This window comes from Leucobacter sp. CX87, assembly GCF_018682295.1.
Classification (GTDB): Bacteria; Actinomycetota; Actinomycetes; order Actinomycetales; family Microbacteriaceae; genus Cx-87.
The window spans coordinates 348,912-373,017 of record NZ_JAFIRI010000005.1; the positions used below are offsets into that span (position 1 = coordinate 348,912).

The 24,106-nt window shown below is 69.0% G+C and carries 22 protein-coding genes; 15 read left to right on the top strand and 7 right to left on the bottom strand.

Annotated features, from left to right (window positions below; all coding sequences use genetic code 11):
* Nucleotides 1-83: 83 nt before the first annotated feature.
* Nucleotides 84-530: an Rv3235 family protein gene (locus KOE53_RS08770; protein WP_188046229.1), complete on the bottom strand. Its 447-nt coding sequence runs from the start codon at nt 528-530 to the stop codon at nt 84-86.
* 188 nt (nt 531-718) lie between these two features.
* Here KOE53_RS08770 and KOE53_RS08775 point away from each other — a divergent pair, with 188 nt between their 5' ends.
* Nucleotides 719-2,224 carry a sensor histidine kinase gene (locus tag KOE53_RS08775; protein WP_188046230.1) on the top strand — a complete coding sequence of 502 codons (1,506 nt, stop codon included), beginning with the start codon at nt 719-721 and terminating at the stop codon, nt 2,222-2,224.
* Here KOE53_RS08775 and KOE53_RS08780 read toward each other — a convergent pair whose 3' ends face one another.
* Both KOE53_RS08780 and KOE53_RS08785 read right to left on the bottom strand, forming a co-directional pair.
* Entirely contained in the window at nt 2,225-2,557 is a 333-nt protein-coding gene (locus KOE53_RS08780) for a hypothetical protein (RefSeq protein ID WP_188058175.1), read from the bottom strand.
* On the bottom strand, nt 2,554-4,134 hold the full coding sequence (locus KOE53_RS08785) for a PspC domain-containing protein (RefSeq protein WP_188058176.1): 1,581 nt from the start codon (nt 4,132-4,134) through the stop codon (nt 2,554-2,556). Before KOE53_RS08785 ends, KOE53_RS08780 begins: the two co-directional genes overlap by 4 nt.
* 113 nt (nt 4,135-4,247) lie before the next feature.
* Between KOE53_RS08785 and KOE53_RS08790 the strand changes: the two genes are divergently transcribed.
* Both KOE53_RS08790 and KOE53_RS08795 read left to right on the top strand, forming a co-directional pair.
* Nucleotides 4,248-5,669 (top strand): PspC domain-containing protein, encoded by a 1,422-nt coding sequence (locus tag KOE53_RS08790; RefSeq protein ID WP_353055621.1) that lies wholly within the window; start codon nt 4,248-4,250, stop codon nt 5,667-5,669.
* Nucleotides 5,666-6,358: a LuxR C-terminal-related transcriptional regulator gene (locus tag KOE53_RS08795; protein ID WP_188058177.1), complete on the top strand. Its 693-nt coding sequence runs from the start codon at nt 5,666-5,668 to the stop codon at nt 6,356-6,358. The genes KOE53_RS08790 and KOE53_RS08795 overlap by 4 nt, the downstream gene beginning before the upstream one ends.
* A 20-nt stretch (nt 6,359-6,378) precedes the next feature.
* On the opposite strand, the gene KOE53_RS08800 is transcribed toward KOE53_RS08795, so the two are convergent.
* Nucleotides 6,379-7,914: a phospholipid carrier-dependent glycosyltransferase gene (locus tag KOE53_RS08800; RefSeq protein WP_353055622.1), complete on the bottom strand. Its 1,536-nt coding sequence runs from the start codon at nt 7,912-7,914 to the stop codon at nt 6,379-6,381.
* A 34-nt stretch (nt 7,915-7,948) separates the two neighbouring features.
* On the opposite strand from KOE53_RS08800, the gene KOE53_RS08805 reads away from it, so the two are divergent.
* The 6 genes from KOE53_RS08805 to rbfA all read left to right on the top strand — a co-directional run bounded on the left by KOE53_RS08805 (nt 7,949) and on the right by rbfA (nt 15,919).
* Nucleotides 7,949-9,715, top strand: a complete 1,767-nt coding sequence (locus KOE53_RS08805; RefSeq protein WP_188046234.1) for a proline--tRNA ligase — start codon at nt 7,949-7,951, stop codon at nt 9,713-9,715.
* Between the two features lie 267 nt (nt 9,716-9,982).
* Entirely contained in the window at nt 9,983-11,050 is a 1,068-nt protein-coding gene (locus KOE53_RS08810; RefSeq protein ID WP_188058178.1) for an LOG family protein, read from the top strand.
* Nucleotides 11,051-11,155: 105 nt separating this feature from the next.
* A complete protein-coding gene (gene nusA, locus KOE53_RS08815) occupies nt 11,156-12,148 on the top strand; it encodes a transcription termination factor NusA (protein WP_188046236.1) in 993 nt (330 codons plus the stop codon).
* An 86-nt stretch (nt 12,149-12,234) separates the two neighbouring features.
* Nucleotides 12,235-12,492 carry a YlxR family protein gene (locus KOE53_RS08820; RefSeq protein ID WP_188046237.1) on the top strand — a complete coding sequence of 86 codons (258 nt, stop codon included), beginning with the start codon at nt 12,235-12,237 and terminating at the stop codon, nt 12,490-12,492.
* Between the two features lie 77 nt (nt 12,493-12,569).
* Nucleotides 12,570-15,311 carry a translation initiation factor IF-2 gene (infB, locus tag KOE53_RS08825; RefSeq protein ID WP_188058179.1) on the top strand — a complete coding sequence of 914 codons (2,742 nt, stop codon included), beginning with the start codon at nt 12,570-12,572 and terminating at the stop codon, nt 15,309-15,311.
* A gap of 71 nt (nt 15,312-15,382) precedes the next feature.
* Nucleotides 15,383-15,919, top strand: a complete 537-nt coding sequence (gene rbfA, locus KOE53_RS08830) for a 30S ribosome-binding factor RbfA (RefSeq protein ID WP_188058180.1) — start codon at nt 15,383-15,385, stop codon at nt 15,917-15,919.
* A gap of 76 nt (nt 15,920-15,995) precedes the next feature.
* On the opposite strand, the gene KOE53_RS08835 is transcribed toward rbfA, so the two are convergent.
* Nucleotides 15,996-16,895: an iron-sulfur binding domain-containing protein gene (locus KOE53_RS08835; protein ID WP_188058181.1), complete on the bottom strand. Its 900-nt coding sequence runs from the start codon at nt 16,893-16,895 to the stop codon at nt 15,996-15,998.
* Between the two features lie 18 nt (nt 16,896-16,913).
* On the opposite strand from KOE53_RS08835, the gene truB reads away from it, so the two are divergent.
* The 4 genes from truB to KOE53_RS08855 all read left to right on the top strand — a co-directional run bounded on the left by truB (nt 16,914) and on the right by KOE53_RS08855 (nt 19,692).
* Nucleotides 16,914-17,867: a tRNA pseudouridine(55) synthase TruB gene (gene truB, locus KOE53_RS08840; protein ID WP_188058182.1), complete on the top strand. Its 954-nt coding sequence runs from the start codon at nt 16,914-16,916 to the stop codon at nt 17,865-17,867.
* Nucleotides 17,864-18,223: a hypothetical protein gene (locus tag KOE53_RS08845; protein WP_188058183.1), complete on the top strand. Its 360-nt coding sequence runs from the start codon at nt 17,864-17,866 to the stop codon at nt 18,221-18,223. The genes truB and KOE53_RS08845 overlap by 4 nt, the downstream gene beginning before the upstream one ends.
* Before the next feature lie 69 nt (nt 18,224-18,292).
* Nucleotides 18,293-18,733 carry a hypothetical protein gene (locus tag KOE53_RS08850; RefSeq protein ID WP_223160186.1) on the top strand — a complete coding sequence of 147 codons (441 nt, stop codon included), beginning with the start codon at nt 18,293-18,295 and terminating at the stop codon, nt 18,731-18,733.
* Nucleotides 18,730-19,692 (top strand): bifunctional riboflavin kinase/FAD synthetase, encoded by a 963-nt coding sequence (locus KOE53_RS08855; RefSeq protein WP_188058184.1) that lies wholly within the window; start codon nt 18,730-18,732, stop codon nt 19,690-19,692. Before KOE53_RS08850 ends, KOE53_RS08855 begins: the two co-directional genes overlap by 4 nt.
* Here KOE53_RS08855 and KOE53_RS08860 read toward each other — a convergent pair.
* Nucleotides 19,689-20,315 (bottom strand): histidine phosphatase family protein, encoded by a 627-nt coding sequence (locus KOE53_RS08860; RefSeq protein WP_188058185.1) that lies wholly within the window; start codon nt 20,313-20,315, stop codon nt 19,689-19,691. The two genes, KOE53_RS08855 and KOE53_RS08860, sit on opposite strands and share 4 nt — an antisense overlap.
* A gap of 185 nt (nt 20,316-20,500) precedes the next feature.
* On the opposite strand from KOE53_RS08860, the gene KOE53_RS08865 reads away from it, so the two are divergent.
* Together KOE53_RS08865 and KOE53_RS08870 are read left to right on the top strand one after the other, a co-directional pair.
* Nucleotides 20,501-22,609 carry a DEAD/DEAH box helicase gene (locus KOE53_RS08865; RefSeq protein ID WP_188058186.1) on the top strand — a complete coding sequence of 703 codons (2,109 nt, stop codon included), beginning with the start codon at nt 20,501-20,503 and terminating at the stop codon, nt 22,607-22,609.
* A gap of 124 nt (nt 22,610-22,733) precedes the next feature.
* Nucleotides 22,734-23,768, top strand: coding sequence for a 6-phosphofructokinase (locus KOE53_RS08870; protein ID WP_188046246.1), 1,035 nt, complete (start codon nt 22,734-22,736; stop codon nt 23,766-23,768).
* A 9-nt stretch (nt 23,769-23,777) separates the two neighbouring features.
* Here the strand turns inward: KOE53_RS08870 and KOE53_RS08875 are convergent, their stop codons facing one another.
* Nucleotides 23,778-23,999: a mycoredoxin gene (locus KOE53_RS08875; protein ID WP_188046322.1), complete on the bottom strand. Its 222-nt coding sequence runs from the start codon at nt 23,997-23,999 to the stop codon at nt 23,778-23,780.
* Nucleotides 24,000-24,106 lie beyond the last annotated feature (107 nt).

Genomic DNA, 24,106 nt, shown 5'->3' on the forward strand with positions numbered 1-24,106 from the left:
GCGGCCCGGGGTTCGACCCGCGGCAACGCACGCACGACAGCACCGGATCCTCGCCTCGCGCAGGGATCCGGTGCTGTCGTGCGTTACAGCACGGTCAAGTGGGTCGCTCGCCAGCGCCCGCGCAGCCACTCGAGCCGCATCGCGACCGCGAAGCTGTGCCCCTCGCTCGTGATGACGATCGCCGCTTCGATCACGCCGGCCGCCGGCTGACTCAGCTGCACGGCGCCGGGCGCGGGGACCCGCCGGCGCCGGTCTCGGTAGCTCGCGTGTCGCTCCTGGCGCAGTTGGCGGCGGAGGGTGAGGGCGACGGCGACCTCGTGCGTAATCCACGCCGAGAACTGCTCAATCGGGCGGACGCCATCGAGCGCCTCCACCGCGCAGACCGCGAGATTGCGAATCAGGTGCACCGTGATCGTGCCCGGCAGCGGCGGGTCATCCGGCACTGCGACATGGCGCGGATGGATGATGGGCGTGCCCGTGCGGGGACGGCGTTCACGAATGGTTGCGGAAGTCTGGGGTGGGGCGGTCATTGCGTTCCTCTCGGAGAACGCGCCGGTCAGGTCCAATTAATTCGATCGCCCCGGAGACCGACCCGGCGCCATTGCTGGGTACTTGTCTGCACACAGTAATCGCACACGGTAGTGCAAGGTCAACGTGCGTTCGTGCCCGGAGTGCGCGGACGCTGCTCGGTGTCCAGGTGCCGCGCTAGGCTTGCCCCGTGTCCACGCTGCGTAATCTTGTGTCCCGCTATGCCGAACTCCCCGACATCGATGTCGACTGGCTCGAGCTGCTGACTGCCGACTGGCAGCTGCTTGCTGACCTTGCCCTCGGCGACGTGGTGTTGTGGGCGCCGACGATTGACGGCGACTACATCGCCGTCGCGCACAGCCGCCCCGCCGGCTCGGTCACGCTGTTCTACCGGGACGTGCTCGGCGACCTGCTGCGCGACGACTGGCGAGAGCTCGTCGAGGAAACCGTGCGCACCGGGGCCGCGGCCGTGTCGACCTCCCCTGCGTGGTACGAGGAGAACCCCATGAAGCTCACGGCGTATTCCGTGAGCCGAAAGGATCTCGAGACGGGCGAACAGGTCGGGCCGATCGCGGTCGCGACCGTCCACACGAGCCTGAACGACGGCCAGAGTGCCTCGCGCATTGGAGCGGCGTTTCGTGAGTGCGCCGATGACCTCTTCGCGATGATCCAGCTGGGGCTGTTCCCCACTACCGCGAGCTCCCGAGGCCGTGAGCGGGGTGCCCCGCGCGCCGCCGACGGCCTGGTGCGCGTTGACCCTTCGGGCGAGATTACGTTTGCGAGTCCCAACACCCAGACCACCTTCACGATGCTCGGCTACCGCGACGAGATGGAGGGCGAGAACTTCTCGGACGTCGTGCACGAGGTCGTGCGCGGTCAGTTCGACACGAACGAATCGCTGCCGCTCATCACGCAGGGCAAGGTTGCCAAGCGCTCGGACATTGAGGCGCTCGGCAGGGTCGTGACGCTCCGCTCGATCCCGGTCACGCTCGAGAATGCGCGCTCCGGCGGCATCGTGCTGACGCGCGACATCACCGACCTGCGCCAGCAGGAGCAGGAACTCATCACCAAGGACGCGACGATTCGCGAGATCCATCACCGGGTGAAGAACAACCTGCAGACCGTGGCGTCTCTGCTGCGCGTGCAGGCGCGTCGTGCCCGCAGCGAGGACGCTAAGGAGGCGCTCAGCCAGGCGATGCGCCGCGTCGCCGCGATCGCGGTCGTGCACGACACCCTCGCGACCGGGCTCTCACAGATCGTCAGCTTCGACGAGGTATTCGACCGGGTGGTCGGCCTTGCGGCCGAGGTCGCCAGCATTCACAACACGACCGTGCACCTGCGCCGGGAGGGTCGCTTCGGCGAGCTCCCCTCGGAGTATGCGACCCCGCTCGCGCTCGCGCTCACCGAAATCGTCACGAACGCTGTGGAGCACGGCCTCGCCGGGATGGAGGGCGAGGTCGCCATCGTCGCCGAGCGCAACGAGGAGCGCCTGCTCGTCCAGGTCACCGACACCGGCACCGGACTTCCCGGTGGCACCGTCGGCGACGGTCTCGGCACCCAGATCGTGCGCACCCTCATCCAGGGCGAGCTCGGCGGCTCGATTGAGTGGGGCCCGCACGAGGGCGGCGGTACACGGGTCGCGATCAGCATTCCGCTGCACTGGATCGCGTCCCCGGTTACCCACCCGCTCGCGTAGCTAGCGGTCCCGGCGCGACTGCTTCACGACGGCGGCGATGCCCGCCACGAGCAGGAGCACGCCGAGCCCGAGGACGATCGCGGTCACCCAGGCGGTGGCGTCGAGCGTGCCGGGGGCGAGCACCTGCTGCGCGACGAACGCGCAGGCAACGAGCACGAGTGCGCCCCACACGATGGGGCCGCTGCGCACCGGGCGCGGACCGCGGGGTTGTGCTTCGGCTGGCCTCGCAGGATCCGGACCGGGGGCCGGTGTTCGCCCGACGGGCTGTGCCTGGCCGTCGGCGTTCGCCTGGCCGCCGGAGTGCGGGGCGGCGGGGATGGGTTCGGTGTTCATCGTGCGTCCTCCTGAATCATCGTCGCGCTCAGCTCGCGCGCGGACGCGGTCGCCGCGGTGTCCGAGGTGATCGACTGAGCGGACACCCCGTCGATCGTCGTATTGCCCGCGAGCATCCAGACGCGGACGGTGGTGACCGGCGTGGAGTCGCCCGGGCGGGCGGCGATGCCGGTCGTCTGCGCGAGCAGCGGGCTCGACAGACGTGTCTCGTTGCCCGCGCGGTCGATCGTGATCTGCTGCCCCGCCAGGGTGCGCGCCTCGACGCGCACCGGGATGGTGCGGTCCGGCAGCAGGATCTCGGCGGTGCCGGCGACTACCCAGACGTCAAGTATGCCCCCGGTCTCGTCGAGCCCGCGTAGGTCGACCGTGCTGTCGCCCGCGAGCAGACCCACGCCCGCGCGGGTGCCCGATTCGAGGGAGGTGACCCGGGTGTCGATGTCACCGAAGGGGACGAACTGCGTGTTCGCCGGAATAAACGCGACCCACAGCATGGCCACGACGCCGGCGAACGACCAGAATCCGATCCAGCCGCTGCGTCGGCCGCGCAACCCCGCGACGATCAGGGAGAGCCCGAGCACCGCGACGGCCGCGACGATTCCGGCGAGCAGCGGTGCCGCCCCGGCCGTGACCGCCAATGCCGCCGCCGCACCCGCGGCGAGCAACGCGACGCCGAGCGTCAGGATGGTGTGCGCCGGATCGAGTCGGGTGCGGCGGTGCTCAGCGATATCCCGAGCCGTCCAGTCGTTGACCTGCGCGGCGACGCCGGCCACACTGGCGCCCGCCTGGGCGCCCCAATGGGAAGGCTGTGCGCTGGCGGCACCCGCTGTGCCCGGTGCCTGGGCGGTGTCCTGCTTCTCGGTGGGCTGGCCCCAGGTGCTGGCCTTCTCACTGAAGCTGTTGCCCCACTGGGTGGCCTTGTCGCCCACCTGGTTTCCCCACTCCGTCGCGCGCTGGCCGAAGCGGTTTCCCCATTCGGCGGCGCGCTGCTCGGCCTCCTCGCGCGACAGGTGTGGATTTCTCCGGGCGATGATGAGCAGGGTGATCCAGACGACTGCGGCGGAGAGGACAAGCCACCACAGCACGGTGAAGAGCACGATCAGCCACTCCGGCATGCCGAGCACGCCCCAGACGCCCCAGCCGCCGATGCCGCCTGTGAACAGGCCGCCGACTCCGGTGAAGATCGGTGAGATGACGAACAGGCCGATGACGACGGCGAGCGTAATGCTCGTGCCATTGCTGTTGCCGCGAAACAGCTGCTCTGCCTCGATGCGTCCGCGTGAGTCGGGGAGCAAGAACCAGCCGATCGCGTAGAGCAGGATCCCGGGGCCGCCCACGATCGCGAGCGCGACAAAAATGCCGCGCACGATCAGCGGGTCGATGCCGGCGCGCTCCGCGATTCCGGCCGCTACGCCGCCGAACCACCGATCGTTCGGGCGGCTGACGCCCAAGCCGCGTAGCCAATTGAAGAAACCCTCGCCCGCGGGGCGGGGCTGATCCTGCTGGGGCGCCTGCTGCGCGGTTGGCTCGGCCGCGGGGTCGGTGCCCGTGCCCTCCGGCGTGGTCTCGTTCGTATCCATAGGTCGAGTGTCCCGCGGGAGCAGGGTGGCCGCCATCGGGGTTTGCCCTGACGCGCCCCTGATCATTGCCAAGGGAGACCCCGAGGCGGAGGCGCGAGTGCTTGGATAGGGGCGTGAGTTCAGTTATGCATCGCGAGCGCGAGGGCCGCATCATCGGTGGGGTCTGCGCCGGCTTCGCCGAGCACACGGGCCTGCCGGTGGCCGGCGTCCGCGTCGGCACAGTGCTGCTGACCCTGCTCGGCGGGCTGGGCCTCGTGCTGTACGTCTGGCTGTGGATTCTGGTGCCCGAGGCGCAGGGGGAGGGCGGGCCGAGCGTCTTGACTCCGCTGCGCGACGCCCTTACCCGGCCCGCCCCCGCACCGCAGGCTCCCGCCCCGCCCGCGCAGCGAGATCCCGCGTTCGGGGACTCCGCTCCGCGGGACCCTGCGCAGCCAAGGACATTTGCTGACGCGCCCGAGCCCGAGCGGGGCACCGGCCCCCGTGCCTCGTCCCGCGGCGGGCGGCTGCCGATCGCCGAGATCCTGCTGGGTGGCTGCCTCACCGTCGCCGGCGTCGCCCTCGTGCTTGTGCAACTGGGGGTGCGCATTCCGCTCGAGGTGATCCTGCCCGGCATGGTGGTGCTCGCCGGCGTGGGACTGGCCTGGTGGCAGATCGCCGACGGCGGTGGGCCCGGGCGCAGCCCGTTCATTCGACTACTGGGCGCGCTCGCGCTCGTCGCCGCCGGCGTACTCATGTTCTTCATCACCGCGCGAGAGCCCAACCTGTGGACCATCGTCGCGGCGGCCGTCGCCGTGCTCGCCGGTGTCGCGCTCGCGCTCGCGCCGTGGCTCGTGCGGCTGAACCGTGACCTGCTCGCCGAGCGCGCCGGGCGCGCCCGCGAGGCCGAGCGGGCCGAAATCGCGGCGCACCTGCACGACTCGGTGCTGCAGACCCTCGCGCTCATTCAGCAGCAGTCCGGGCCGGGGTCGGACGTGTCGCGGCTGGCACGCCGACAAGAGCAGGAGCTGCGCGACTGGCTGTTTCGCGGCGCAGACTCGAGCGATGGCGGCGAGAGCACCCAGCCGGCCGAGGCGGCGCTCCGGGCGCACGCCGTCGCGCTCGAGTCGGAGCACGCCGTGCGTTTCGAACTCGTCCCGGTGGGGGCCGCGGGCGCGCAGGTGCCCGACTCGCTGCTTGGCGCCGCGCGCGAGGCCATGCTGAACGCGGCCAGGCACGCCGGCGGCGACGTCACGGTGTACCTCGAAGTCACGCCCACCATCTACGCCATCGATGTCACCGATCGCGGGCCCGGTCTCGGAACGGTTCTTCCAGGCTTCGGCCCAGCCGGGCTCTCCGCCGAGACCGACGCCGCGGGCCTACCCGATGGGAGGATGGGGGTGCGCGCATCGATCCTCGGGCGGATGGCGCGGGCGGGCGGCACCGCCCGGATCCTGCCAGGCCCTGGCGGCACCGGCACGACCGTCAGGCTTGCGCTGCCGCGGGAGCGCGCGGCGGAAACTGGCCCGATCGACACCGACCCTCAGGAGCAGCCATGAGTAACGAGCACACCCCTGGGGCTCCCGGCGCCGCGCGCATCCGCGTCGTGATCGTCGATGACCACCAGATCTTCCGGGCCGGCCTGCGGGCCGAGCTCGGCGACGCCCTCGAGGTGCTCGGCGAGGCGGCGACAGTCGACGAGGCCGTGGCCCTCATCCCGGAGCTGCGCCCGGACGTCGTGCTGCTCGACGTGCACCTGCCGGGTGGAGCGGGCGGCGGGGGTGCCGAGGTGGTGCAGCGGCTCGCCGCCAACCCCGCCGCGGCGGCCACGAAGTTTCTCGCCCTCAGCGTCTCTGACGCCGCGGACGACGTCGTCCGCGTGATTCGCTCGGGGGCCCGCGGGTACCTCACCAAGACGGCCTCGGGCCGGGAGGTGGCCGAGGCTGCCCGGCGGGTGCACGGGGGCGACGCGGTGTTTTCGCCGCGCCTCGCCGGGTTCGTGCTCGACGCCTTCGGTGCGGGCGGCGGCGAGATCGCGGACGCCGACGACGAGCTCGACCGGCTGACCGCGCGCGAGCAGGAAGTCATGCGAATGATCGCCCGCGGCTACGCCTACAAAGAGGTCGCGGCGGAGCTTTTCCTCTCGGTCAAGACGGTCGAGACGCACGTCTCGCGGGTGCTGCGCAAGCTGCAGCTCTCGAACCGGCACGAGCTCACCGCCTGGGCGCTGGCGCGGCGGCTGCTGTAGTCGGCCCTTCCGCCTTCCGCTTACCGCCACCCCGGTAGCCAGAGGTGGAGCTGCCAGTAGCCTCGGTCGATCGGCATCCCAGTCCAGAGCGGGAAGAAGAATGCTGCCGCCGCGAGCGCCGCCCCCACCAGGATCCCGGCGGCGATGCGGCGCCCGCGGAGATCCTCGGGGGAGCGGCCGACGCGGGGCGCGACCCAGGCGGCGAGCGCGAGGGCGAGCGCGAGCGCGGAGAACGGCGTGAGCACGACGGCGTAGAACTGGAACACCGCCGAGCGTGACACCGTGAGCACCCAGGGGAGCCAGCCCGAGAGATACCCCACGAGCGCGAACGTCGCGGCCGCCAGCAGGGGGCTCGCCGTCAGCGCCTGCCAGCGCGGCCACGGCCCCGAGCCCTCGCGTGGCCGGAGCGCCCGAATCGCGGCGCGCACCACCAACACCGCGAGCGTGATGAGGGCCGCGACGCCCGCCCAGGTGACGATGGGGTTCGGAATGGGGGAGATGACCGAGATAAGGCCACCCGGCAGCTCCTCGGAGTACATCGCGGTGGGGCGCAGGCCGAGCGGCCACGTCCACGGGTCCGAGCGGTAGGGGTGCGGTGCGGACAGAGTTTCGTGCCACGTGATGGTCTCGACGTGGAATTGCCAGAGGGCGACGAACCAGTTGCTGCCGTCCTGCCGGGCCCAGCCGCCCGGGGTCAGGATCCAGCCCAACCAGGTGGCGAGGTATGCCGCGGCGGCGGCGGGGAGCGCGATGGCCCCCGTGACGAGGGTCTGGAGCGTGGCGCCCAGGACGGGGCGCGGCGCGCGGCCGACCGGGTGCAGCCGCGCGCGCACCAGCGCGTCGCGGACGACCGTCAGGAGCAGGAACGCGGCCAGCGCGAACATCCCGGACCATTTCACGCCGGCCGCCAAGCCAAACACCACCCCGGCCGCGAGTAGCCACGGACGTCGCCACTGCACCCAGCGCCCGCCGCGGCGCCAGGAGGCGGAAAGCGACTGGTGGTCGTGCACCATGCAAAGCACCCCCGCCGTGACGAGCAGCGTGAGGAAGCCGTCGAGCAGCGACACCCGACTGAGCACGACGTGCACGCCGTCGATCGCGAGGAAGAGGCCGGCGAGCGTCGCGGTGGCCAGGCTTTCCGTCAGCAGCTGGGCGATCCGCATCGTGAGCGCAACCGTCAGGATCCCGGCGATCGCGGCCGCGATGCGCCACCCCCAGCCTGAGTCGATCCCGGCCCCGAGCGGGTCGCCGCCCCCGAGCGCGAGCATGCCGAGCCCGATCAGCCACTTCCCGAGCGGCGGATGCACGGCGAGCCCCGGAGCGTCCATGAATGAACGGCTGCGCTCGCCGCCGAACGCCGGGTCATCGTCGGGCCAGGTCGTGGGGTATCCGTGCGTGAGCTGGCTCACGGCGTCGCGCACGTAGTACAGCTCGTCGAAGACGAGGGTGCCGGGTCGGCCCAGGTCGATCAGGCGGAGTGCCGCCGCAAGCGCCAGCACCGCGACGGGCCAGACCCAGCCCGGCACGCGGCGAAGGGTTCGGGTGAGCGCAGGCACACACCCACCCTAGGCGCGGGTCTACGATGGAGGGGTGCTAACCCGCCTCAGTAACTACTTCCTGAAGACCCTCCGCGAGGATCCCTCCGATGCCGAAGTCGCGAGCCACCGCCTGCTCGTGCGCGCCGGCTATATTCGCCGTCAGGCACCGGGCGTGTTCGCCTGGCTGCCGCTGGGCCTTCGGGTCAAGGCAAAGCTCGAGCAGATCGTGCGCGAAGAGATGGCCAACGCTGGCGCCCACGAGGTCCACTTCCCGGCGCTGCTGCCGCGTGAGCCGTACGAGGCGACCGGCCGTTGGGAAGAGTACGGCGACGCCCTCTTCCGCCTGAAGGATCGGCACGGCGCCGACTACCTGCTTGCGCCCACGCACGAGGAAGCGTTCACGCTGCTCGTGAACGACATCGTCAACTCCTACAAGGACCTGCCGCTGTCGTTGTACCAGATTCAGGACAAGTACCGCGACGAGGCGCGCCCCCGCGCGGGCCTGCTGCGCGGTCGCGAGTTCACCATGAAGGACGCGTACTCGTTCGATGTCACCGACGCCGGACTCGACGCGAGCTACCAGGCGCAGCGCGACGCCTACGAGCGCATCTTCACCCGGCTCGGCCTCGACTACGTCATCGTCTCGGCAGACGCGGGCGCCATGGGCGGCTCGCGGAGCGAAGAGTTCCTGCTGCCGATCGCCATCGGTGAGGACACCTTCGTGCGTTCCGCGGGCGGCTACGCCGCCAACGTCGAGGCGTACACGACGCCCGTGCCCGAGGCGCGCTCGATCGAGGGCCTGCCGGCGCCGGCCATCCTCGACACCCCGAACACCCCGACGATCGACACCCTGGTCGCCGAGATCAACGCCAGCCTGCCCCACCCTGAGGGGCGCGCCTGGACCGCCGCGGACACGCTGAAGAACGTCGTCATGACGGTCACCGCGATCGACGGCACGAAGGAGATCGTGGTCATCGGCCTGCCCGGCGACCGCGAGGTCGACGGTAAGCGTCTCGAGGTCGCCTTCCCCGGCTGCGAGGTCGCGGCGACCTCGGCCGAAGAATTCGCGAAGCACCCGCTGCTCGTCAAGGGCTACATCGGCCCGGGCGCAGAGGGCGCACCCGTGCTCGGCGAGACGGGCACCACCGGCCTGCGTTACCTGCTCGACCCCCGCGTCGTCCCGGGCACCGCCTGGGTGACCGGCGCGAACATCGACGGCAAGCACGTCGCCGGCCTCGTCGCCGGGCGCGACTTCGTCGGCGACGGCACCATCGACGTGGGCGACGTGCGCGAGGGAGACCCGGCGCCCGACGGCTCGGGCCCGATCGAGACCGCGCGCGGCATGGAGATCGGCCACGTCTTCCAGCTCGGACGCAAGTACGCCGAGGCGCTCGGCCTGAAGGTGCTCGACGAGAACGGCAAGCTCGTCACCGTCACGATGGGTTCGTACGGCATCGGCATCACCCGCATCATGGCGATCCTCGCGGAACTGCACCACGACGACCGCGGTCTCATCTGGCCGCGCGCAGTGGCGCCGTTTGACGTACACCTGGTAGCCACCGGCAAGGATCCGGCGATCATCGAGATCGCCGAGTCGCTGGCAGCTTCGCTCACCGCCGCCGGCGTCGACGTCCTGTTCGATGACCGCCCGAAGGTCTCGCCGGGCGTGAAGTTCGGCGACGCCGAGCTGCTCGGGGTGCCCCGCGTTGTCGTCGTTGGGCGCGACGCGAGCGAGGGCTTTGCCGAGGTCTGGGACCGTGCCGCTGGCACCAAGGACAAGGTCGCCCTCGGCGATGTCGAGGCCTGGCTGGCTTCGTAGGCACTGACGCGCGAGCTGCGGCCCTGATCCTGTCCGGATCGGGGCCGCAGCCGTAATGTGGGCGCCCCTCCGCTCCCGCCGACGTTCCCGGAGCGATTCGAGTTCTCGGAGGCGGTTTCCGGCAATATTCACTCCGGGAACTCAGATCGCTCCGACAACTCGGGGCGCGACGGGGGAGAAGCTCCGTGACGCGCCTGGACAGCCTCTCTGGGTGCAGAGGTGGGCCGCCCCCGCGCGCGTTCGCCACACAAGTGCCAGACTCGGGGCATGAGTACTCCGATCGTGCACGCCGGAAATGACGAGGCCATCGCGCAGCTGGTCGCGGACGCAGGAATCGTCGCCAATCACGAGGTGATCGAGCGCATGGTGGCGACGAGCCTCGGGTTCGGCGGGGACGGTGCGAGCAAACTCGACCTCAAAATCTCCTCGGCGGCGCTCGACGAGATGCGCGAGGCGTTTCGGCTCTTCGAGGCGCACACCGGCGTCCCGAAGGTCACCGTGTTCGGTTCGGCGCGCACCGCCCACGATGATCCGCTGTACCAGCAGGCGCACGACGTCACCGCGCGTCTGTCCGAGTGCGGGTGGATGGCGGTCACGGGGGCCGGCCCCGGCATCATGGAAGCTGCCGCCTCGGGCGCGGGCCCCGACCGGGCGCTCGGAGTGTCGATCAGGTTGCCGTTTGAAGAGCTGCCGAGCGACTCGGTGACGGGCTCGAGTCATCACGTCACGATGAAGTACTTCTTTACGCGCAAGCTCATGCTCGTGAAGGAATCGAGCGGGTTCGTGTGCCTGCCAGGAGGCTTTGGCACGCTCGACGAGATGTTCGAGCTGCTGACCCTGCAACAGACGGGCAAGGCCGAGCCGGTGCCGATTGTGCTGCTCGACCGGCCGGGCGGCAGCTTCTGGACGCGGCTACAAGAGTTCGTTGAGGCGGAGCTCGAGGACGGCCGATACATCTCGCCGGGCGATTTCGACCGCGTACTCGTCACCGACTCGGTGGACGCGGCCGTCGCTGAGATCACCGGATTCTGGCGGAACTACCACTCGCTGCGCTGGGTGGGGGATCGCCTGGTGATCCGACTGCGCCGCACACCGAGTGACGCCGACCTGGCGGGGCTCAACGAGCGATTCGCGGGGATGCTTGCGAGCGGCGCGATCGAGCGTGCGGAACCGATGCGGACGGAACGGGCCGATGGCGACGCGCTCGAACAACCGCGTATTCGGCTCACGCCCGCCCGCAGACGCGTCGGAGACCTGTTCCGGCTCATTCGCGCGATCAACGAGCTGTCGACGGCGCCGGATCTCGGCACCCAGGAGACGCAGACGCCGGGGTAGGCGCGCAAACCTCGGGTGCGCGCCCCGAACCACCCGGATAAGTGCGGTACCCTGGACTGTTGACCGCGTCGGCGGTCCACCCAACATCTGAATAAGGAGGCCATTGTGCACATCGACCTCGCCACTCTGCGTGGACTGGAACGCGAGCAAGAGATCCCCTTCGAGGAACTCGCCGAGATCATCGAACAGGCCATCCACTCGGCATACCTGAAGCACGCGGTCGAGCGCGGCTTCACCACGCCTCCCGAAGACGTGCGCGTCGAGCTCAACCGCAAGACGGGTGACATCGACATCATGCTCACCGAGCGTGACGAAGACGACGCAATCATTGGCGAGTCGCCGGTCAAGACGGACGACTTCGGTCGGATCGCCGCGAGCGCCGCCAAGATGGTCATCAACCAGCGCCTGCGCGAGCTTGCCGATGACGCCGTGCTCGGCGAGTTCAAGGGCAAGGAAGGCGACATCCTTTCGGGCGTCGTGCAGCAGGGCCCGAACCCCCGCATGGTGAACGTCGACCTGGGCGTCGTCGAGGGCATCATTCCTCCCGAGGAGCAGGTGCCCGGCGAGTCCTACGCGCACGGCACCCGCATTCGCGTGTACGTCACGAGCGTCGCCAAGGGCCCCAAGGGCCCGCAGGTCGTGCTGTCGCGCACGCACCCCGGGCTCGTTCGTCGCCTGTTCGCCCTCGAGGTCCCCGAGATCGCTTCGGGCGTCGTCGAGATCGTCTCGCTCGCCCGCGAGGCAGGCCACCGCAGCAAGGTCGCCGTGCGCTCGCACGACGCCAGCATCAACGCAAAGGGCACCTGCATCGGCGAGATGGGTCGCCGCGTGCGCGCCGTCATGGCCGAGCTCGGCGAAGAGAAGATCGACATCATCGACTACTCGCCCGACCTTCCGAAGTTCGTCGCAAACGCGCTCTCGCCGGCAAAGGTGACCGAGGCGTTTGTCATCGATCAGTCGCTCAAGCAGGTGCGCGCACTCGTGCCCGACTTCCAGCTTTCGCTGGCGATCGGCAAGGAAGGTCAGAACGCACGACTCGCGGCAAAGCTGACCGGCGCAAAGATTGATATTCAGCCCGACTCGGTCATGGATTCCTAACCAGGCTGCGTTCTCCCCGCACCGGATCCGCGTGGCAGCCCCTCGCGGATCCGGTGTCTGAATCAATCAGGAAAGGTGCTGGTAGTATGGATCCGGTCCGCAGCTGCGTCGGATGTCATGCGCGAGCAAATCGTGCGGAGCTTCTGCGCGTAGTGCAGCGTGATGGTCAGGTTTTGCCTGATGATCGTGCGGTGCTCCCGGGTCGTGGTGCTTGGGTGCACCCGACCGTGCAGTGTGTGGAACAAGCAGTGAAGCGCGGAGCTTTTTCGCGTGCACTGCGATCTTCGGGGAAACTCGATACCAGTCCCCTACAGAACAGGCTGAAATCACTCATGGACAACTAATGAGCGGCTCATAATGAGGCCCGTCCAATAATTACCCGTTCTCGCCCTGTCTGGCGTGAACGTTAGACAGGAGAAATGTGGCAAACCCACGTGTTCACGAAATCGCCGCCGAGCTCGGCGTCGACAGCAAGGTCGCTCTGGCCAAGCTGAAAGAAATGGGCGAGTTCGTCAAGGCGTCCTCGTCCAGCATTGCGCCGCCCGTTGCGCGCAAGCTGAAGGCAGCACTTGAGGCTGAGGGCCTCGTGCACGCCAAGACCGACGACGCGCCGGCGAAGCCCGCGGCGGCTGCGAAGCCTGCCACGACGGCAAAGCCCGGTATGAAGCCCGGCCCCAAGCCGGCTCCGAAGCCGGCACCCGAGCCCGAGGCTGCACCCGCACCCGAGGTCAAGGCTCCCGAGGCACCGGCTCCCGCAGCGAAGGCTCCCGCCGCCGACAAGGCCGCAAAGCCTGCGGCCGCGAAGCCCGAGGCCAAGGCTGAGACTGGCGACGCGAAGGCGGCCGAGGCGAAGCCTGCTGGCGACGCGAAGGCAGCTGCTGGCAAGCCCGGCGCCCCGCGCCCCGGCAACAACCCCTTCGCCACGAGCCAGGGCATGGGCATTCCCCGCCCGCCGCGTCCGGGCAACAACCCGTTCGCAGCGAACCAGGGCATGGGCCGCAAGCCCACGCCGGGGAACATCCCGCGCCCCGCGCGTCCCGCAGCTGGCGCAGCCGGCACGGGTCGTCCCGGTGGCCCCGGCCGTCCGGCTGGCGCTGGTCGTCCCGGCGGTGCCGGTGGTGGCGCAGGCCGTCCCGGTGGCACCGGCCCCGGAGCAGGTGCAGGCGCACCCCGTCCCGGTGGCTTCGGCCCGCCCCGTCCCGGCGGTGGCCGCGGTGGACGCGGTGCTGGCACGGCAGGCGCATTCGGCCGTGGCGGCTCCAAGAGCAAGGCTCGGAAGTCGAAGCGCGCGAAGCGCCAAGAGTTCGAGATGCGGGAAGCTCCGTCGCTCGGCGGCGTGAGCGTACCCCGTGGCGACGGCACGACGCAGGTTCGCCTGCGCCGCGGCGCATCGCTCGCGGACTTCGCTGAGAAGATTGGTACGAGCGCATCGAACCTGATCACGGTGCTGTTCCATCTCGGTGAGATGGCAACCGCGACCGAGTCGCTCGACCAGGCAACGTTCGAGATCCTCGGTGACGAGCTGGGCTTCAAGATCCAGATCGTCTCGCCCGAGGACGAAGACCGCGAGCTGCTCGAGGGCTTCGACATCGACCTGGAGGCCGAGCTCGAGGAAGAGGGCGACGACGTCCTGCAGCCTCGTCCCCCGGTCGTCACCGTTATGGGTCACGTCGATCACGGTAAGACCCGACTGCTCGACGCGATCCGCAAGGCGAACGTCGGCGGCGGCGAGGCCGGCGGCATCACCCAGCACATCGGTGCCTACCAGGTGTGGGCTGAGCACGAGGGCAAGCCTCGCGCGATCACCTTCATTGATACTCCGGGCCACGAGGCGTTCACCGCCATGCGTGCCCGTGGTGCGCAGGTCACCGACATCGCGATCCTCGTGGTCGCGGCAGACGACGGCATCATGCCCCAGACGATTGAGGCGTTGAACCACGCACAGTCGGCTGGCGTGCCCGTTGTCGTCGCGGTCAACAAGATCGACAAGGAGGGTGCAAACCCGGCGAAGGTGCGTCAGCAGCTCACCGAGTTCAACCTGCTTGCAGAGGAGTATGGCGGAGACGTCATGTTCGTCGACGTGTCGGCCAAGAACAACGTCGGTATCGACGAGCTGCTCGACGCCGTGCTGCTCACGGCAGACGCTGGTCTCGACATGCGCGCGAACCCGGACAAGGCTGCTCGCGGTGTCGCCATTGAGGCTCGTCTTGACAAGGGTCGCGGTGCGGTTGCAACCGTGCTCATCCAGTCGGGCACGCTCCGTGTCGGAGACGCAATCGTTGCCGGAACGGCCTACGGCCGCGTCCGCGCGATGGTCGACGAGAACGGCGAGCCCGTCGCGGAAGCGACGCCTTCGCGTCCCGTCCTCGTGCAGGGCCTGTCCTCGGTGCCCCGCGCCGGCGACACCTTCCTCGTGACCTCTGAGGATCGCACCGCCCGTCAGATCGCTGAGAAGCGCGAAGCGGCCGAGCGTAACGCTCAGCTCGCGAAGGCCCGCAAGCGCATCAGCCTTGAGGACTTCACGAAGGCCCTCGAGGACGGCAAGGTTGAGTCGCTCAACCTCATCATCAAGGGTGACGTGTCGGGTGCTGTTGAGGCACTTGAAGAGTCGCTCATGAAGATCGAGGTCGACGATTCGGTCCAGCTGCGCATCCTGCACCGCGGTGTCGGCGCGATCACCGAGTCCGATGTGGACCTGGCGACGATCGACAACGCGATCGTCATCGGCTTCAACGTCCGCCCGGACGTCAAGGCCCGCGAGAAGGCAGCCCGCGAGGGTATCGATGTCCGCTTCTACAACGTGATCTACAACGCACTCGATGACATTGAGGCAGCCCTCACCGGCATGCTCAAGCCCGAGTACGAAGAGGTCCGTTCGGGCGTCGCCGAGATCCGCGAGGTGTTCTCTTCCTCGAAGTTCGGCAACGTCGCGGGTGTCATCGTCCGCAGCGGCGTCATCACTCGCAACGCGAAGGCTCGCGTTATTCGCGACGGCGTCGTGATTGCGGATGGCCTGGCCATCGAGTCGCTGCGTCGCTTTAAGGACGACGTGACCGAGGTCAAGACTGACTTCGAGTGTGGCATCGGCCTCGGCAAGTTCAACGATATTCGTATCGGTGACGAGATCGAGACCACCGAAATGGTCGAGAAGCCGCGCGGCTAACGCACGGCATTGTCCTCCGCGGGGTCGGGGCGTTCGCGCCCCGACCCCGCGGCTACGAGTAGGGTACAAATATGGCAAACCCACGGGTAGGCAAGGTTGCTGAGCGAATCCAGCAGATTATTGCGACGCGGCTCGAAAAGGGCCTGCGGGATCCTCGGCTTGGTTTCGTGACGATTACCGACGTGCGCGTCACCGGAGATCTGCAGCACGCGAGCGTGTTCTACACGGTCTACGGAGACGACAAGGAGCGCGCGGACACGGGCGCAGCGTTGAAGGCCGCGACCGGAATGCTCCGCCGCGAGGTCGGCAAGGGACTCAAGATTCGGCTCACGCCGACGCTCGAGTTCATCGCTGACGCGCTGCCGGAAAGCGCCAACCAGATGGCGGCTCTCTTGGAGGAAGCGCGCAAGCGCGACGCCGAGACCCAGGCGCTTGCAGTCGGTGCCCAGTACGCGGGCGACGCGAACCCGTACGTCACCTCTGACGATGACGACGACGATGACGATGACTTCGACGATCTCGACGAGGCCGGCGAGGAAGACGACGACCTCGACGAAGACGACGATCTTGACGACGACGTTCTTGACGACGACGACGCCCGCTCTTAACCAAGCGGGGTAGCGATGACGGGTGGGACGGCGAACGCCGGCCCACCCGTTCGTCGTTTCCGCACGACCGCGCGGCCTACGGGAGCGTGAGCCCGTCGGGGCCGTCCACAAGTAACCCATCGGCGACGAGCGACTCGAGGGCGCGCAGCGGTTGAGCCGGATCCGCCGGCCGCTCGACCGCCGCCAGCGCCCGTGCCCGCGGGACCGCCGCGTGCGCCCGGCGGGCGACCGCCATGATGGCGCCCCGGGCCTGCCGGTCGCTCCCCGCGAAGGCTGCCTGCTTCGGGCGCTTCACCGGCGCGTTGTCGGGGTAGCCGGCGCCGCGCCACTCGCACCACTGCGCGATCGGGCACTCGTCGCACCGAGGCTGCCGCGCAGTGCAGACCACGGCGCCGAGCTCCATAGCGGCCGCGTTCACCGTCGCGGCCTCGGAGAGTCCTTCCGGCAGGATCGCCGCCATGTCGTCGAGGTCAGTTGCCTTGGGCATTCCGGCCGCAGCAATGCCGTGCACCGCGCGCGCCAGCACCCGCCGAGTGTTCGTGTCGACGACCGGGTGCCGCTCGCCGTAGGCGAAGACGGCGACGGCTCGGGCGGTGTACGGGCCGATGCCGGTCAGCGCCTCGAGCGCTGCGATGTCTCGCGGCACGATGTCCCCGTGACGTTCGGCGATCTCGCTTGCGGCCCGGTGCAGCCAAAGCGCGCGGCGTGGGTAGCCCAGCCGGTCCCAGGCGCGCACGGCGTCGCCTGCGGGATCTGCGGCGAGCGCGGACGGGGTCGGCCAGCGTTCGATCCACGAGAGGTAGCGGGGGATGACGCGCTCGACCTGGGTCTGTTGCAGCATGAACTCCGACACGAGCGACGCCCAGGGCGTGGTTTCGGGTCGACGCCAGGGCAGATCCCGTGCAGTCTCGCCGAACCAGTTGATCAGGGCCTCGGCGACCTCGGCGCGGTGGCTGATGGGTGCGGGCTCTGGCATCGGTCCAGTCTAGGCTTGATGGGTCGCACATCGCGCGGCCTGAAGGGAGGGCGAGTGTCACCGAACGGGATCCTGTTCGTCGATAAGGCGGAGGGCTGGACGAGTCATGACGTGGTCGCGAGATCACGCCGCGCGCTGGGGACGAAGAAGGTCGGCCACGCCGGGACGCTCGACCCCATGGCGACCGGCCTGCTCACGCTCGGGGCCGGCCCGGCGACCCGCCTCCTCACCTACATGGTGGGGCTCGATAAGACGTACGTCACGACGATTCGCCTCGGGGCGACCACCGTCACCGACGACCGCGAGGGCGATGTGCTCGAGCTCGCCGACGCTGACGTGCTGGCGCGTGTTGACGCCGCCGCAATCATGCTGGCGGTAGCGCCCTTGACCGGCGCGATCATGCAGTCCCCGAGCGCGGTCAGCGCGATCAAGGTTGATGGGAAACGCGCCTACGACCTGGTGCGCGCCGGCGAGGAGGTCGAACTCAAGCAACGGCCCGTCACCGTGCACGAGTTCTCCCTCGGTCAGCCGCGCCCCGCAACGCTTCCGAGCGGTGAGCCCGCCATCGATATCGACGCGACCGTCCGTTGCTCATCAGGTACCTACATTCGCGCCCTCGCCCGGGATCTCGGTAAGGCGCTCGGCGTCGGGGGCCACCTCGTTGCCCTTCGTCGCACCGCGGTCGGCCCGTTCTCGGTGGAGGACGCGATCTCGATGGAGCAGCTGGTCTCTGGCGAGCCGCCTGCGCTGCACAGCCCGGCCGCGATTGCCGCGACCTTGTTTCCCACCATCAATCTCACCGAGCAGCAGACCACGGACCTGAGTCAGGGCAAATCGTTGGCGGTGCCCGACGCGGATGACGCCCCGGTTGTCGGGGCGGTGGCGCCAGACGGTCGCCTCGTGGGCCTCGTGAAGATCCGGCGCGGCGCAACACGGGTTGTCGTCAACTTCCCGACGGGCGGCGCCCAGTGATCGCGGGATTCGCGTTCGCGATCGTCGGGGTGGCGGCGATTGCGGCCCTCGTCGGCATCGTGTTGTTCGCGCGCAAGAGCTCGCCGAATGACATCTCGCTGGGCGCGACGCTCCTGGTGGCGCTCTTGTTGCTCGTCCAAGTGGTCTGGTCGATTGTTGCCCCGCTGGCCGGCAACCCGGCGGTGGGTGACCCGCTTGAGTTTTGGCTCTACCTCATCGTCGCGTTCGCGCTGCCGATTGGTGCTGTCGTCTGGGCGCTGATTGACCGCACCCCCTGGGCCAACCTGGTGCTCGCCGTGGTGAATGTCGCGGTCGCGGTAATGACGCTGCGTATGCTCTCGATTTGGGCGGGGTAGCGCGGCGGTAGACTGACCTGCGTGTCTGACCCGACTTTTTCTGCAGCCGCCGGCGCCGAGGCGCCGCACCTGAGCGCGCCCGTGAGCGACGTGACGCAGGGCTCCGCCGCTCCGAGCACGCGCATCACGGGGCTCGGGCGTGTGTTGGTGGCGGTCTACCTGATCCTGGCGCTCGCGGCGACGTTCCGCTCGCTCTTTCAAATCGTGCGCAAGTTCGACGAGGCACCGGTCGCATACCTCCTGTCCGCCCTCGCGGGCGTCGTCTACATTGTTGCGACGATCGCGCTGACGCGGCGCGGTGCTGCCTGGCGTCGCGTCGCCTGGGCCGCGCTGAGTTTTGAGCTCGCCGGGGTGCTCGTCGTTGGCGCGCTGAGTTTTCTTGCCCCGCAGTGGTTTGCCCACCCGTCCGTCTGGTCGTGGTTCGGCGCGGGCTACCTGTTTATCCCGCTGGTGTTGCCCGTGCTCGGGCTCATTTGGCTGTCGCGCACGTCCCCGGCAGAGGCGTCGTGACGCTCCGTATTTTCCGCTCGATTGACGAGCTCGACGCCGCTGACTTCCCGCGCGGCACGGCGGTAGCCATTGGTAAGTTCGACGGCGTGCACCTCGGGCACCGCAGCGTGTTCGCGCGACTTCGCACGGCCGCCAGCGAGCGCGGTCTCGAATCGCTCGTCTTTACGTTTTCGCACAACCCGCTGAGCCTGTTGCGCCCCGAGCTGTGCCCGGTACCGGTCATGAGCCCGACGCAGCGCATTGAGGAGATCGGCCGGGCCGGCATCGACGTCGTAGCGATGGTGGACTTCACGCCCCAGTTCGCCCAGACCTCAGCGGAGGAGTACGCAGAGCGCGTGCTCGCCGGAACCCTTGCCGCGAAGCACGTCATTGTGGGCGCCGATTTCCACTTTGGCAATCGCGGGGCTGGCGATACGGTGCAGCTGGAAGCGTTCGGTCGCCGATTCGGGTTCACCGTGGAGATCATCGACGAGGTGGGCACCCCAGCTGGCGAGCGCGTCTCATCGACCAGGATCCGCGAAGCCATCGTTGCGGGGGTTGTCGCCGGCGCCGGAGCCATGCTCGGTCGTGAGGTCGCGGTTCGAGGCGAGGTCGTGCACGGCGACGCCCGTGGCCGCGAGCTCGGTTTCCCCACCGCGAATCTCGGCGGCGAGATCGAGGGGCTCGTGCCCGCCGATGGGGTATACGCGGGCTATGTGACTATCGATGGCGAAACCTATGTTGCTGCGATCTCGGTCGGCAACAACCCGACGTTTACCCCGGAGGGGCAGTCCAGGGTCGAAGCATTCTTGCTGGATTTCTCGGGCGACCTCTACGGCAAGTCCATGGAAGTGCGATTCGCGCACCGCATTCGCGGGATGGTCGCGTTCGAGGGGATCGACGCCCTGATTACGGTGATGAACGAAGATGTGCGTCTGACGCGCGAGCTGATGGGCGCGCCCCTTTCGGGCCGGAGCTAGCTAAGCGCGCCGCGAGGCGGCTCATTGAAGGTACAAAGCGACCAGCCCGAGTCGTCGCGTTGGAGCACAGTGAGCGTCGCGTTGTCGAGTGGGGCAATCTGGTGGCCCAGGAGGTGTCCAAGGAGCAAGCGTAGGCAGGCGCCGTGGCTCACCACGATCGCCGCGGACCCGGGCGCCTCCGCGTGTAAGGACTCGAGCACTGCGGCGGCCCGAAGCGCGACAGCCGCTCGCGGCTCCGACCCCGGGTACTCGCCGCCCGCGCGGGCCGCGACGAGTTCGGCCCCCGCGAGGCCCTCAGCGACCCCAAAATTGCGCTCAAGGAGTCCCGGGTGCTCGACCGGAGTTTCCAACTGTAGACGCGCGGCAATGATGCGGGCAGTGTCGCGCGCTCGAGCAAGCGGGGAGGTGAGGACGGCGCCCCACTCCACGGCGTCCCACTCCACCGTGCCCTGCGCCGTCGGGGCGCCGGGCCCGGCCCAGGGAGCCGCGATATGCTCGGCCACCGCGTGCGCTTGTGCGATTCCTGCCGCGTTCAGCGGCACTTCGGTGCGGCCCTGGACCCGTCCAGCGAGGTTCCAGTCGGTCTGGCCGTGCCGGATCAGGGCGAAAGTGCTCGGGTGCATGGGTTCACGCTAGCAACACACGCTTGTCATCCTGTTAGGATCATCACGAGGCCCAGCCCACACGCTTTCTTCGTGCCACCCGTGCGTTCGCGTTATTCGCAATGAACTCACGCCGTCTGGCTCGGGACGCGCCTCACCGCTCGCAGGGCCCTCTCGGGCCCGCGATCCCGCCAACCAGGAGATCCATGGCATCGTCGACCGCCGCGCGCTCGAACTCGGGCAAGCGCCGCCACACCCACAACGAGGGCATCATCCCGCTGCTTGCGCGCGCCGTGCGCGAGGTAGAGGCTTCTGCCCAACGTGGCAAGGCCACCCCCGCAAACCGCACCAAGTTTCACGTCATCGCGCTGCTCATGCGTGAGGAACGCGCTCGGGCAAAGACGGCGGAGGACCTGACCGACGCGGAGCGCGCCGAGACGCTGAAGCGCCTTGACGGCGTCGCGTCAATCCTGGCGAAGACGGCCGCGCGCGACACTTCGCTCATCACCCTGCTCGAGCCCGCAGCGCCCATCACCGAGGCGACCCGCGCGCTGAAGCGGAAGATGCTGACGTCGGCTGGCGTCGAGCTGCCCGTGGAAGAGACGGCCCCCGAGGTGGTGGCCCCGATCGTGCCTCCCGAGCTGGCGGAGCGCCAGGTCGAGCCCGCCGGCATCGAGGCCCGCCGCCGCTCAAACCCGTTTCTTGAGCCGCACCCGGCGCCCGCGGTACTGCCGACCCCGGTCGTGCGCCTCGCGAACTGGGAGCTGCTTGGGCCGCTCCTCAAGTCCTTCGAGCAGGGTGGGGCAAAGGCGTGTATGTCGCTGCCCGAGCCGATGCTGCCCGATCGCCTTGCCCCGCGCGGCCAGGAGCTCATGCCGCACCAGGCACGATTCCTTGAGTCGGTGCGCGCCGGTCACCGGAGCTACTTGCTCGCCGACGAGCCGGGCCTCGGGAAGACCGCGCAGTCGGTCATCGCCGCCTCGGTCGCGAACGCGTACCCCCTGCTCGTGGTCGTCCCGAACGTCGTGAAGATGAACTGGGCCCGCGAAGTACAGCGCTGGACGCCGCAGCGTCGCGCCACGGTCATTCACGGCGACGGCCAGGACATCGATGCGTTCGCAGACGTCTTCATCGTGAACTACGAGATCCTCGACCGTCACCTGAGCTGGATCTCCCGCTTCGGGTTCCGCGGCATGGTCGTCGACGAGGCGCACATGATCAAGAACGTGCAGTCGCAGCGCTCGCGCAACGTGCTTGCGATCGCCGACCGCATCCGCGCGAACACCCCCGGTGGGAACCCACTGCTCATGGCCCTGACCGGCACGCCGCTGATCAACGACATCGACGATTTCCGCGCCATCTGGCGCTTCCTGGGGTGGACGGACGCCGACAAGCCCGGCCCTCAGCTGCTCGCGGCGCTCGAGTCGAACGGCTACACGCCGGCCGACCCCGGCTTCTACCCGGCAGCGCGCGAGAGCGTGATCGAGCTCGGCATTGTCCGTCGCCGCAAGATCGATGTGGCCGCCGACCTCCCCGCAAAGCGCGTGGTCGACCTGCCGGTCGAGCTTGACGACGACATGGGCCGCGGCATCCGCGAGGCCGAGCGCGAGCTCGCCCGCAAGCTGCTTGAGCGCTTTGACCGGGCGAAGGGCGGCAAGCTCGGCCGTGAGCTCACCGACGAATCGATCATCCGCATGATCTCGGCGCAGGAGCTCGAAGAGTCAAACGCGCAGTCGGGCACCAACGTCTTCACGATGGTGCGCCGGATCGGCCAGGCGAAGGCCGGGCTGGCGGCGGACTACACCGCCCAGCTGGCGCACTCGGTCGGCAAGGTGGTCTTCTTCGCCAAGCACATCGACGTCATGGATCGCGCCGAGGCCCTGTTCGCCGAGCGCGGCCTCAAGACCGTCGCGATCCGGGGCGACCAGAGCGCAACGTTCCGGCAGACACAGATTGACGCGTTCAACCAGGATCCCAGCGTCTCGATCGCGGTGTGCTCGCTCACCGCCGCCGGTGTCGGGGTGAATCTGCAGGCCGCGTCGGACGTCGTCCTCGCCGAGCTCAGCTGGACCGACGCCGAGCAGACGCAGGCGATCGACCGCGTGCACCGCATCGGGCAGGAAGAACCGGTCACCGCGTGGCGCATTGTCGCGGCGCAGACCATCGACGCGAAGATCGCCGAGCTGATCGACCGCAAGGCCGGGCTCGCCGGTCGGGCGCTCGACGGCGCGGAGGCCCGCCCCGACGACGCCGATTCGGTGCAGCTCGAGGCGATCATGCACGTGCTCCGGACCGCGATTCGCGCGCGAGCGTAGTTCCGACTCCGAACACAGAGGCGGCTGTTCCCGACACGGGACGGCCGCCTCTTCGCGTCTCGCCTCGCGAGCCTCGCCCGCGATAGTCTGGGCAGTCCGTGGACGCGGCACAGGAGGAAACGCAATGAAGCTTGGTGTGATCTGTTCAGGTGGCGACAGCCCCGGCATGAACGCCGCCATTCGCGGCGCGGTGCTGCGCGGCGTCGACGGGCTCGGGTTCGAGATGATCGGCTTCCTGGACGGCTGGCGCGGCTTCCACGAGGGGGACTGGGTCACGCTCGACCGCCTCGCGGTACGGGGCCTTTCTCCCATGGGTGGGGTCATGCTCGGCACGAGCCGGGTGCCGCCGTTCGAGAGCAGAGGCGGTACGGAGGCGGAGTACGACGCCCTGCGCGACCAGATGGAAGAGTACGGCCTCGACGGCCTGATCCTGATCGGCGGCAACGGCACGCAGACCGTCGCCCGGCTGCTCGACAGCGCCGGGATCAGGGTGATCGGAATGCCCAAGACGATCGACAACGACATCAGCGGCACGGATTACACGTTCGGCTTCGACACCGCCGTTTCGATCGCGACCGAGGCAATCGACCGGCTGCGCACGACGGGGGAGTCGCACCGCCGCTGCATGCTGCTGGAGGTGATGGGCCGCGATGCCGGCTGGATCGCGCTCCATTCGGCGATGGCTGGCGGCGCGCAGGTCACCCTGATTCCGGAGTTCCCCGAGTCCATCGAGGACATTTGCGCCTGGATCACCCACGTGGGGGAGCGCGGGCGCTCGTCGCTCGTGGTGGTGGCCGAGGGGTTCACGCTCGCGGGCGAAACGTCCGTCACGCGCCAGGGGCTCGACGGCTTTGGCCGCCCGCGCCTCGGCGGCATCTCAGAGGTGCTCGCGCCGCTCATCGAGGAGCGCACCGGCATCGAGACCCGAGCGACCGTGCTCGGCCACGTGCAGCGCGGTGGGGTGCCGACCGCGTTCGACCGCGTGCTCGCGACCCGGGTCGGCTTCGCCTCGGCTGAGGCCGTCTCCAGTGAGGACTGGGGCACCATGGTGGCGCTCGACGGCGACCGCATGCGCCTCATCCCGCTCGCCGAGGCGGTGGGCGAGCTCAAAACAGTTCCCGCGGATCGCTACACCGAGGTCCGGCGCCTGTTCGGCTAGGTGAGGCGGTTAGGCGAGCGCCGCCTGCACATCCTTGAGTGACGGGTTCGTCGCCGAGGTGCCGTCCGGGTAGAGCACCGTGGGGACAACCTGGTTCCCGTTGTTGATCGACTCGACGAGCTCTGCCGTTCCCGGCACCTCTTCGATGTTGATCTCGGTGTAGCCGATCCCCTCGCGATCCAGCTGCGTCTTCAGTCGTCGGCAGTAGCCGCACCACGTGGTGGAGAACATGGTGATGCTGCCGGCTTCGGGGATATACGAGGTGCTCAAGAGGGCCTCCGTCGGGGCTGGGTGTTTGCTGAACGTGATCGCGCGGTTTTCGGCGTTCTTCGCCGACT